Origin of the sequence: Oleiagrimonas sp., from assembly GCF_027858935.1 — a bacterium.
Classification (GTDB): Bacteria; Pseudomonadota; Gammaproteobacteria; order Xanthomonadales; family Rhodanobacteraceae; genus Oleiagrimonas.
This window is the reverse complement of sequence record NZ_JAQIBU010000324.1, coordinates 1-11140: the sequence shown is the minus strand read 5'-3', so window position 1 is coordinate 11140 and position 11140 is coordinate 1. Positions and strand designations below refer to the sequence as shown.

General features: G+C 62.6%; 8 protein-coding genes and 1 pseudogene. 8 read left to right on the top strand and 1 reads right to left on the bottom strand.

Annotated features, from left to right (window positions below):
• Nucleotides 1-26: 26 nt before the first annotated feature.
• The 8 genes and pseudogenes from pilQ (at nt 27) to PF446_RS12290 (ending at nt 10763) form a co-directional block, all read left to right on the top strand.
• A complete protein-coding gene (gene pilQ / locus PF446_RS12325) occupies nt 27-2162 on the top strand; it encodes a type IV pilus secretin PilQ (protein ID WP_298072024.1) in 2136 nt (711 codons plus the stop codon).
• A 142-nt stretch (nt 2163-2304) separates the two neighbouring features.
• Nucleotides 2305-3324 (top strand): MoxR family ATPase, encoded by a 1020-nt coding sequence (locus tag PF446_RS12320; RefSeq protein WP_298072022.1) that lies wholly within the window; start codon nt 2305-2307, stop codon nt 3322-3324.
• The gene (locus tag PF446_RS12315) at nt 3321-4289 is read left to right on the top strand and encodes a DUF58 domain-containing protein (protein WP_298072019.1); all 969 of its coding nucleotides are present in this window, start codon (nt 3321-3323) and stop codon (nt 4287-4289) included. The genes PF446_RS12320 and PF446_RS12315 overlap by 4 nt, the downstream gene beginning before the upstream one ends.
• On the top strand, nt 4286-4759 hold the full coding sequence (locus tag PF446_RS12310) for a DUF4381 domain-containing protein (protein ID WP_298072017.1): 474 nt from the start codon (nt 4286-4288) through the stop codon (nt 4757-4759). The genes PF446_RS12315 and PF446_RS12310 overlap by 4 nt, the downstream gene beginning before the upstream one ends.
• Entirely contained in the window at nt 4756-5745 is a 990-nt protein-coding gene (locus PF446_RS12305; protein WP_298072015.1) for a VWA domain-containing protein, read from the top strand. The genes PF446_RS12310 and PF446_RS12305 overlap by 4 nt, the downstream gene beginning before the upstream one ends.
• Nucleotides 5742-7628 carry a VWA domain-containing protein gene (locus PF446_RS12300; protein WP_298072013.1) on the top strand — a complete coding sequence of 629 codons (1887 nt, stop codon included), beginning with the start codon at nt 5742-5744 and terminating at the stop codon, nt 7626-7628. The genes PF446_RS12305 and PF446_RS12300 overlap by 4 nt, the downstream gene beginning before the upstream one ends.
• On the top strand, nt 7625-9376 hold the full coding sequence (locus PF446_RS12295; protein WP_298072011.1) for a BatD family protein: 1752 nt from the start codon (nt 7625-7627) through the stop codon (nt 9374-9376). The genes PF446_RS12300 and PF446_RS12295 overlap by 4 nt, the downstream gene beginning before the upstream one ends.
• 137 nt (nt 9377-9513) lie before the next feature.
• A pseudogene (locus tag PF446_RS12290) lies at nt 9514-10763 on the top strand (dicarboxylate/amino acid:cation symporter).
• 18 nt (nt 10764-10781) lie between these two features.
• On the opposite strand, the gene PF446_RS12285 reads toward PF446_RS12290, so the two are convergent.
• Nucleotides 10782-11140 (bottom strand): macro domain-containing protein (locus PF446_RS12285; RefSeq protein ID WP_298072009.1); only part of this gene is annotated, 359 nt, incomplete at its 5' end.

Below are 11140 nucleotides of genomic sequence, written 5' to 3'. Positions count from 1 at the left end.
ATACCACTCATCGTCGAGGCGGGGCCATGTCTACCGTGAGGAACAGCGCAATCCGCTGCCTGCTGGCGCTGGTCGCCTTGACATTTGCCGGATCAGCGTGGGCTTCAAGCACGCTCAAGAGTGTCAGCTACCAGAAGCTTCCGGGCGGGCGCGTTCAGTTGAACATGCAGTTCAACGGCCCACCGCCACAGCCGAAGATCTTCACCACCAGTACACCGCCGCGCATTGCGGTGGACCTGGATGACACTGTCAATAGCCTCGACAAGCGGCATTACGATGTTGGCGTGGGAGCCACTTCGGGCTACTCCGTGGTTTCTGCCGGGGGGCGCACACGGCTTGTGGTCGAGCTGTTTCGGTCGACCAGCTATCACGCCAGCGTCGAAGGTAACGATCTGCTGCTGACCGTGGACAGTGATTCCGGGCAGGTTGGCAGCGACAACATGGTTTCCGTTGATCCGAGCAAGCAAGTCAGTGGGGTCAACGCAAACGCAGTGTCCAAGGTCGACTTCGAGCGCAATGCGGATGGCGGCGGCAAGGTCCTGGTGAGTTTCAGCGGCAATGCCGCCGATGTGAACATGAACCAGGAGGGTGATCAGGTCATCCTCAACATGCGCAATGTCGAGGTGCCGTCCAAGTATGCCAAGACCCTGGATGTCACCGACTTCGCCACGCCGGTGCAGAGTATCAGTACACATGCCACACCGGCTGGCGCGGAAATGGTCATCAACGTCCACGGCGATGTCGAAACCTCCGCCTACCAGACCAACGACAAGTATGTGGTTGATGTCACCCCCAAGAGCGTGGACAAGAGCGCCCAACCGAAGCCAGGTGAGGCTCCCGTCTACACCGGCAAACGGGTCACCTTCAATTTTCAGGACATCCCGGTGCGTTCGGCACTGAACCTTCTTGCCCAGGTGTCCGGTTTGAACATCGTGGCATCAGACAGTGTCAGCGGCAGCGTGACGATCCGGCTGGTCAACGTGCCCTGGGACCAGGCGCTGGACGTGATCATGCGCGCCAAGGGTCTGGACAAGCGTCGTAATGGCAACGTGATCTGGATTGCGCCGCAGGAACAGATTGCCAAGTACGAGGAGGATCTCGCCGAGGCGCGTATCAAGGCGCAGACCCAGGCACCGTTGGTCTCGGCGTACATTCCGATCAGCTACGGCAAGGCTTCGGACATTGCAAAGCTGCTCACGCAAAAGAGCATGCAGAGCACGGGCGGTGGCGGCGCTGCCGGAGGCGCGGGCGCCAGTCGTGGCTTCCTGTCACCGCGAGGCAGCGTATCGTCCGATGAGCGAACCAACACCTTGTTGATCAACGATACGCCGGAAAAAATCAAGGAAATCCGTCACCTCGTCAGCATCCTTGACCGTCCGGTCAAGCAGGTGCTGATCGAGTCGCGCATTGTTGCAGCCACTGACAACTTCACACGCGAATTGGGTGTGAAATGGGGCATGCAGGCCACCAAGAACAATGCGGGCAACGTCATTGCCACGGCGCCGACCGCAACGGGAGCCTCGGGCACCGCCTCGGGGGGGGTCTCGGATACCGGTGGTTTCAATGTCAACATGCCAGTATCTGCGCCCACCGGGTCCTTTGGCGTGGCGATCCTGGGTGCCAATTATCTGGTGGATCTCGAACTCAGTGCCGCGCAGAGTGAGGGACAGACTGAAATCATCTCCAGTCCGCGCGTGATTACCGCAAACCAGCAGGAAGCGGATATCCAGCAGGGCCAGGAAATCGGTTACGTCACGTTCCAGAACCAGAGTGCCGGAGGCGTTGGTACCCCGACCGTTCAGTTCAAGAACGTGGTACTGGAGCTCAAGGTCACGCCGACCATCACCGCCGACAAACGTGTCTACCTCAAGATCAACGTGACCAAGGATGCGCTCAGCGGGTTTATCGCCAGTCCGGGTGGTGGCCAGGTCCCGCAGATCGATCATCGTTCGCTGAACACGTCGGTACTGGTCGACAATGGTCAGACCGTGGTGCTCGGTGGCATCTACGAGATCACCAAGACCAACACCACGGCCAAGGTGCCGGGACTGGGCGACATCCCGATACTCGGCTACCTGTTCCGGTCGAAGAACCGTTCGAATAACAAGGCCGAGCTCTTGATCTTCGTTACGCCGCGCATTCTCAGTGAAACCGGTCGGTAACCGATTGCATCAAACTTCAAGCAAATGAAAAGGCGGCCTCCGGGCCGCCTTTTCAATGAGCCGCAGTCTCGGGTCGCTAAACTTTCCGACGGTCGAGCTGTCACATCAGGTCCCCGCATGCCACATCTGCATGCATGCGAAGATGTTGAATGACATGGAGATGATCATCGCGATGACCCAGACCGAACAGCCCCGTACATCTTCTTTGCAGACTTCGTTCGAGCATCTGCGCAAGGATCTGTGCAAGTCCATCATTGGCCAACCCGAACTGGTGGAGAGTCTGCTGATCGCGCTGCTTGCGGACGGGCACCTGCTGGTCGAGGGGGCTCCCGGCCTGGCCAAGACCACGGCCATCAAGGCGCTGGCCTCGCGTATCAAGGCCGATTTTCACCGCGTACAATTCACGCCCGACTTGTTGCCGGCTGATCTCACGGGCACGGATATCTTCCGCCCGCAGAGCGGAAGCTTCGAATTCGAACGCGGTCCACTGTTCCACAATATCGTGCTTGCAGATGAAGTGAACCGGGCGCCAGCCAAGGTGCAGTCCGCGCTGCTTGAGGCCATGGCCGAGCGGCAGATCACCATCGGTCAGCGTAGCTGGCCATTGCCCGAACTTTTCATGGTGATGGCAACCCAGAATCCGATTGAGCACGAGGGAACGTTCGCACTTCCCGAGGCGCAACTGGATCGCTTCCTTATGCATGTGACCATCGGATATCCGGACGCCGAAGCCGAAATGGCCATCCTTGAGCTGGCGCGCAAGACGGCCCGCGAATCCGCTCCGGCTCCGGTTGAGCCGTTGCTTCACCAGGACGACGTGTTTGCGGCACGTCGCGCTGCACTGGATGTCCACCTTTCCCCGGCCCTGCAGCGTTACGTGACCGAGCTGGTCCTGGCGACCCGCGATGCAGGGCGCTACGACAAGGAACTGGAGGGATGGATCGAATGGGGGGCCAGTCCCCGAGGAACCATCGCGCTGGACCGTTGTGCCCGCGTCCGGGCCTGGCTGCAAGGACGGGACTATGCGTTGCCTGAGGATGTTCATATGGTCGCGCATGGGGTCCTTCGCCATCGTGTGCTGATTGGCTACGAGGCGGAGGCTGCCGGTATCCGCAGCGACGATGTCATCGACCGACTACTGGATCGCGTGCCCTTGCCGTGAGTACTGCCAGCATGCCAACCGTGCAGACCAACGCCCGGCAGGCCGACGGAGTCACCCGGGTGGATGCGGCCGAACTGATCGCATTGCGTCAGCAACTGCCGCGGCGCCTTTCGACAGCCGCGATGACCGTATCCGCCCGCCGCACCGGCGCACACGCAGGGGCGATTCGCGGGCGTGGGATGGATTACCGGGAATCACGCGCCTACCAGCCCGGCGACGATGTCCGTCGGCTCGACTGGCGGCTGACCGCACGCAGTGGGCGACTGCATACAAAGGTGTTCCAGGAGGATCGCGAGCGCAGCCTGATCATCCTCATGGATACCCATACCGGCATGCATTTCGGCACCCGGAGGCGCTTCAAGTCGGTACAAGCCGCGCGTGCAGGTGCAATTGCCACCTGGCTTGGTGTTGCGACCGGGATGCGCGTGGGTGTTGCCGCATTCGGCACCCAGCGAGCCCTTATTCGTCCACGTGATGGGGTGCATGGTGCCCTTGCCGCCATTCATGCCCTTTGCCAGTGGCAGCACGCACCGGGTGATCCGGATGCAGGTCGCGCCGACACCATGTCCAGCGGCCTGCGGCGCCTGGCAGGGCCCGTCCATGGCGGCAGCGAGGTCCTGGTGATCAGCGATGGCGGCAGCGTGGATCCGTCCACCCGCGCCGAGTTGGTGCATCTGCGCAGGCATGCGCGTATCGGTGTGCTGGTGGTGGCCGATGCGCTGGAATCGCACTTGCCGCCGGCCGGGCACTATCCCCTGGCCTGGGGCAATGAGTTGCATCGTGTGGACCTGAGCACGCAAGCCGCGCGCCGGCACTTCAGGGATACCCTGGGCTGCGGACGCACGACACTTATGCAGCTGTCTTCGTCGCTGGCATTGCCGTGTGTCGGTATTGGCACGGTGGAAACGCCGATTCGAACGGTGGCGGGATTGCTCGGCATCCGGATGCCGGGAAGCAGGACATGAGCCCGTCCGGTCCTGCACTGCGCGATATCCACGTGCCGCCGCCGCCTTCCTGGTGGCCGCCTGCCTATGGATGGTGGATCCTGGCCGGGCTGCTAGTGCTGTTTCTCATTGTGGCGTTTGTGCTGAGCCGTCGCGGACGCCATCGCCGTTTGCAATGGCAACAGGCGCAAAGAGAGCTGGAGTTCTTGCATCAACGCATGCAAGCGGGGGTGGATGTTGCCTGGCTCGCCACGCAGGTCTCCCAGTTGTTGCGGCGAGCTGCGCGGATGAACGAACCCGCTGCAGCAACGGCATCGGGAGAGCAGTGGAGCGCATGCATCGAGCGGCTTTCTCCGGATGCAGCAACGGCGCATGCGCTGCAACCCGTTTGTGAGGCGCCGTATCGACCCGGGGTGGATATGGATGCAGGCGTCGTGCTTTCGGCAAGCCGCCGCTGGTTGCATCACGTGCTGATCCGGAGGCGGCCATGATCGGTTTTGCCTGGCCATGGGTGGCACTGATTCTGCCGCTTCCCTGGCTGGTCCAACGCTTGCTTCCGGAACGAGCGCCATCCCGCGCACTGGCGCTTCCGCATGCGAGTGTGCAGGTGGTCGGGAAACCCGGCGCCGGTGGCGCCCTCCGGCACTATGGATGGATGCTCCTGACCTGGTGCGCGCTGGTGGTTGCGGTGGCGCGTCCGCAATGGATCGGGCCGCCCCAGCAGATGCAGCGTACGGGTCGTGGCGTGATGCTGGCGGTGGACATGTCCGGCAGCATGCGGACCCAGGACATGCGTCTGGGCGGAGTTCAGGTCAGTCGTTTCGATGCAGTCCAGGCCATCGCCAGCGACTTCATCGACCGTCGCCAGGGAGATCAGGTGGGGCTTATCCTTTTCGGCAGTCGGGCCTATCTGGTGACGCCACTGACGTACGACCTTGACGCGGTGCGCGCCCAGTTGCGAAATGTGGCTGTCGGTCTGGCCGGTCGCGAAACCGCCATAGGCGATGCCATCGCAGTAGCAGTACGGCGGCTGCGCAAGCTTCCGGCAGGCCAGCGGGTACTGGTATTGCTCACGGATGGCGTCAATACGGCGGGAAATATCGAACCGAGCGTTGCGGCAAAAATAGCCAAAGCGGCGGGCGTTCGGATATACACCATCGGCATCGGTTCGCGATCAACACTTTTGCAGAATTTTTTCGGCCAGACGATAAACGCACCGGGTCAGGGTCTGGATACCGCGATGTTGCAACAAATCGCGAAATCCACCGGTGGCCAGTTCTTCCGCGCCACGGACACCCACCAGCTGGCCAAGGCCTACCGCGCCATCGACGCTCTTGAGCCTGCCCTGAAGCAGAAGATACAGCGTCGACCGCGTAGGCCGTTGTATCCATGGCCGCTGGCCTTCGCCCTGTTGTGCTTCGTGACCGGGTTGGCGTTGCGTGCGCGGCGTCATCTCCCGTGGGAGGGCGCCTCATGATGGAGTATGTGCACGCCTTCCATTTCCTGCGGCCCTGGTGGCTGATGTGCATACTGGTACTTCCGGTGCTGCCCCGATTGTTGCGACGTACGGACGGCAGCGCGTCGCTGGAACGCCTGGTGGACGCGCCGTTGCTGCCGCATCTGATCAAGGGCTCAGGAACGGCGCGTCTGGGCCCCGTGACCGGCATCATGCTGGCATGGGTGCTGGCCTGCATGGCACTGGCCGGACCCACCTGGGAGCGACTTCCCCAACCGGTCTATACGGCACAAAGGGCCCAGGTGATTGCAGTGTCCCTTTCGCGCCGGATGCTGGCCACGGACATGTTGCCCAATCGCATGACGCGCGTGCGCTACAAGATCCATGCACTGCTGAAAGCCAACAAGGACGGACAAAACGCACTGGTTGCCTACGCGGGTGCGGCATTCACGGTCGCACCGCTGACCTCCGATGCCGGCGCGTTGACCGATCTTCTGGATGCGTTGTCCCCGGATACCATGCCTGTGCAGGGCGACAATGCCTCGGCTGGCATTCGTCGCGCCACCCGTCTGCTTGAGGAGGCGGGGATAAAGCAGGGTTCCATCGTGCTGATCGACGATCATGCCGACCAAGATGCGGTACGCGCAGCACGGGCCGCCAAAGCGGCAGGCATGCGCGTCTCGGTGCTTGGTGTTGGAACCCAGAAGGGCGCTCCCGTGGCGCGCGATGGAGGAGGCTTCGAAAAGGGGCCGGACGGCAAGGTGGTCATGGCTGCTCGCGACGATGCATCGCTTCGCGCCGTGGCATCCGCAGGCGGAGGCCTGTATGTGCGCATGCAGCCGGACAGCAAGGATGTCGCCGCGCTCACCTCGCAGTTGCGCACGGGTGCCGCCTCGCGCGACTCGCGCCAGAAGGTCCAGGTCTGGCGTGATCAAGGCCCCTGGTTGCTTTTGCTGGTGTTGCCGCTGGCTGCACTGGCCTTTCGTCGCGGCGTGCTTTTCCTGCTGCCCTTTATTGTGCTGGCCCCATTGTTCAGTGCGCCCGCGCATGCCGGGGGCTGGAGTGATGCATGGCATACCCGCGACCAGCAAGCGGCACGGGCGCTGGCCCACAACCAGCCGAAATTGGCCATGAAGCTGGCCAGTGACCCCGCCTTGCGCGGAACGGCGGCCTATCGCGCGGGCGATTACAGGGATGCTGCCCGTGCCTTCGCCAGGGCCCCCGGAGCACAGAACCAGTACAACCTCGGCAATGCGCTGGCCAGGATGCATCGCTACAACCAGGCTATCCATGCCTATGACCGCGCACTGTCCATGGATCCGGGGCTGTCCGACGCGCGCGCCAATCGCAAGTCACTGCGCGAGTGGCTACGCCGACACAAACCGAAATCGGGACATGGCTCCCGTAAAGACCACCAGACAGGCCAGGGGGGTGGATCTTCCTCGAACAGTTCGTCGAGCCGGAAGTCAGGCAAACCGGAAGCGGGGAAACACCAGGCGCATCCGCACGATGGTTCTGCGCCGCCGTCCAATTCAGCTTCGAGCAAGTCCCATGGTGCACCTTCGGACAAGGCGCGCTCCAGCCATGGGCAAGAAGGGGTGAAGCCACCATCAAAAGCGGATCGCGCGGCTCAGGCCAAAGCGCGTGAAGCGCAGAAAAAGCGCATGGATAAAGCGCTCGGACATGCGCCGAGTGCCGATAAACCGTATGTACTGGGCATGCAGAAACCCGCAGCTCGGGGCTCGGGAAAGCAGCTCCCGGAAGCCATGCGCCAGGCGTTGCAAAGTGTTCCTGACGACCCCGGTAGTCTTCTGCGCCAGAAATTCATGCTCGAATATCAGCGCCGTATGCAGCGCGGGGATCCGCAAGGCAACGGCCAACAGGATGGGAGTGAAGGACAGTGAAAGCGTCGGTTCGTATCCTCGGGCTTGTGATCGGCATGTTCGTACTGAGCGGACTGGCGCATGCGAGTGCCGGTGTCCAGGCTTCGGTGGACCGCGACCATGTGCAGCTCGGTGATACCTTGACACTGACGCTGGATGTCTCCGGCGCGAGTTCCGGTGTTTCACCGGATCTTGCGCCGCTGCAAAAGGACTTCAGTGTTCTTGGCCGCTCGACCAGTGTGTCGCAAAGCTGGGTCAACGGGCGGGTGAGCGCGACGTCGAGTATCTCGATCTCGCTGCGCCCCCTGCATGCAGGGACCTTGACGATTCCTGCCCTGGACGTCGACGGGCAAACGACCCGTCCCTTGACCGTGCAAGTCTCCGATGCGCCCGTCCGGGGGCAGGGAAAGGTCGGTTATCCTGCATTCATCGAAGTGTCGATGAATGCCCACAAGGTCTATGTCGGCCAGCAGGTCGCACTGGATGTGCGATTGCTGTACACCCCGGCCCTGATGGACGGCAATATGAGTACACCGCAGGTTGACGGCGCGAAGGTCAGTGCGCTCGGGCGGGCGGTACGCTTCCAGACCCGTCGTGGCGGGATGACCTACAACGTCATCGAGCGGCACTTCGCCGTCATTGCCCAGCACGCGGGCATGCTGCAAATGGATCCGGTCCAGTTCAGCGGCCATGTCATGGATGGTACGGACCCTGGCAGCCTGTTCAGCAATGGCAAGATGGTCACGGCTCGTTCGGATGCACCCAGGCTCAAGGTATTGCCGCGCCCTGCCGCATCCGGAAAGGGTGCCTGGTTGCCGGCTCGTCATCTTGAATTGAGCATCAGCGGCCTGCCCGCATCGGGGCAGGTGCAGGTGGGCGAACCGGTCACGGTCACGCTGCACGAAGGGGCCACAGGGTTGTCGGCGGCGGCGCTGCCCATGCCCACACTTCCGGGCATTGCCGGTGCCGATGTCTATCCCGACCAGCCACAGGACGTCACACACCACAACGACCACTGGCTCACGGGATCGCGTTCGCGGTCTTTTGCGATCGTACCCAAGCGCACCGGAACACTTCATATCCCGGCCATCACGCTGCCCTGGTGGAACGTGGTCAGCAACCAGCCGGAGACCGCGTCGATCCCGGCGCAGAACATTACCGTGGTCGCTGCCGGCCCTGCGTCCCCGGCCAGTGCGGTGCCTGCGACCGAATCCACTGCACCGAAACACGCAGTACCCGTGGCCTCAGGATCCCCGGCGGATGTAAATCCCAAGCCTCATCCTGCAACCTCCGCGAGGCGCATGGACACGAAATCCGGACGCTGGCGATGGCTTGCCCTGGCCAGCATGGGACTGTGGGTCGTGGCGGCCATCGCGTTGCTGGCCTGGTGGTTCATGCGGCGTCGACGGTTCCGGCGTGATGCGACACCCGCGTCCGACTCGACACCTGGAACGCGTGCCCTGCGTCATGCGTTCCTTGTGACCGCCCGAGGCCATGACCTGCACGCGACGGCGCAGGCGTTGCTCCACTGGGCGCAGTCCGAGCGGGGCGCGATACGCAATCTGGGCGTGCTTGCACGGCAACTGGACGACGCGGAGCAGGTGAGCGCGATCCAGGAATTGCAACGGTGCATGTTCGCTGCGGACGGAAAAGCCGAACGGATCGGGGAGCGTCTGGAGAAGTCGTTCAGCGGTGGGTTTGGCTGGATCCGTGAGCATCGGGATGGCGACGACGGCACGTCGTTGCCACCACTGTATCCATCGCGCTGACAGCCTGCGCGAGTATCGTCGCGGTAAAGCCTTTCGCTTCCGCGGGCATTGGGTAGACTGGAACGGTCGAGCTTTCATGCTGGAGTGATTGAATAATCGCCTCCGTGACCTTCCGGCGCGGACCACTGCATACGCAAATGCTCATCGGTTTTCTGATTGGCGCCATCGCCGGACTGGTTTGTTACTGGTTGGCACGAAATGCGCACTGGCTGGCGCTTCTGGTCGGATATGTCAGCCAACCCATGGCGATCTTTTTCTCCGGCTGCTCTTCATGCTGGTCGTTCCGCTGGTCTTCTTGGCACTGGTCCTTGGTGTGGTCGAGATCGACGATCCCAGGGCGCTGGGTCGGGTCGGGCTCAAGACCTTGATTTGGATTGTCGCCGTGACGGCAGTGGCCGTGGGTATCGGCTTGCTGCTGGTCAATGTCCTGCAGCCGGGACGTGGTGTGCCCCATGAGGTGGGCGAAAGGCTCATCGCCGAGGCCGGTCAACGCGGCGGGGAGATCACCTCGTGCCGTGATGCGATGTCGGCCCGTGACATGCTTCTCGAAATCGTTCCGATCAATCCGGTTCGTGCGGCATCCGAGGGCAATCTTCTCGGGCGGATGTTCTTTGCATTGGTGTTCGGGGTCGCGGCGGCGGTGGTGCGCAGTCCCGGCACACGTACCTTTGTCGACACCATGCAGGGTGTCTACGATATCTGCCTGAAGTTGATCGAATGGGTGATCCGGCTGGCCCCGTTTGCCGTCGCGGCGCTGCTCTTCACGCTGACTGCGCGTATGGGTTGGGATGTATTGCTGCAACTTGCGCGCTATGTCGGCGTGGTGCTCCTGGCACTGGTTCTTCAGTGTTTCGTGGTACTGCCGCTGCTGGTGCGCTACCTCGGAGGCATGTCGCCGGGTACGTTTTTCCGGGGTGCGAAAATCGCCATGGTGACTGCGTTCTCGACGTCCTCGAGCAGTGCGACCTTGCCGACTACGCTGGAGGCGGCGGAAAACCGGTTGGGTGTGCCACGCCGTATCAGCCGTTTCGTGTGCACGCTGGGTGCCACGGCCAACATGAATGGAACGGCCCTGTACGAGGGCATCACCGTGTTGTTCCTGGCGCAGTTCTTCGGAGTCGACCTGAACCTGGCGCAGCAGGCTCTGGTGCTGTTGATCTGCGTACTGGGCGGAGTCGGCGCGGCCGGGGTCCCCGGAGGATCACTACCGGTGATCGCGATGATCCTGGGCATGTTCGGGATTCCCCCCGAGGGCATCGGCCTGGTGCTGGGTATTGACCGGTTGCTGGACATGTCACGAACCACGCTGAATGTGGCCGGGGACCTGGCCGCTTCGGTCGTGGTCGCGCGTGGCGAGGACGAGCAGGTTCCCGTGGCATCGGCATGAGAGCCCGACGAGGCTCCATCATGCAGTCAGCGCATCGGCCAGCGCATCATGCACGTCCTGACCCACGCTGCACAGCAATACATGCCTGGGGTCGGGTCCTGCACCGGCCTCCTTGCGCAGGCTTTCAACGGCGATACGCGCGGCGGCTTGCGCCGGGTAGCCGTACACGCCACAACTGATGGCTGGAAAGGCGATGTCGCGCACACCACAGGTACGCGCAAGACGAAGGCTGTTGCGATAGCACGCAGCCAGGAGCTGCTTTTCGCCATCGTGGCCGCCGCGCCATACCGGGCCGACCGTATGGATCACCCATCGAGCCTTCAGGTCGAAGCCGGGTGTGATCCGCGCCTCGCCGGTTGGGCAGCGCACATGATCGT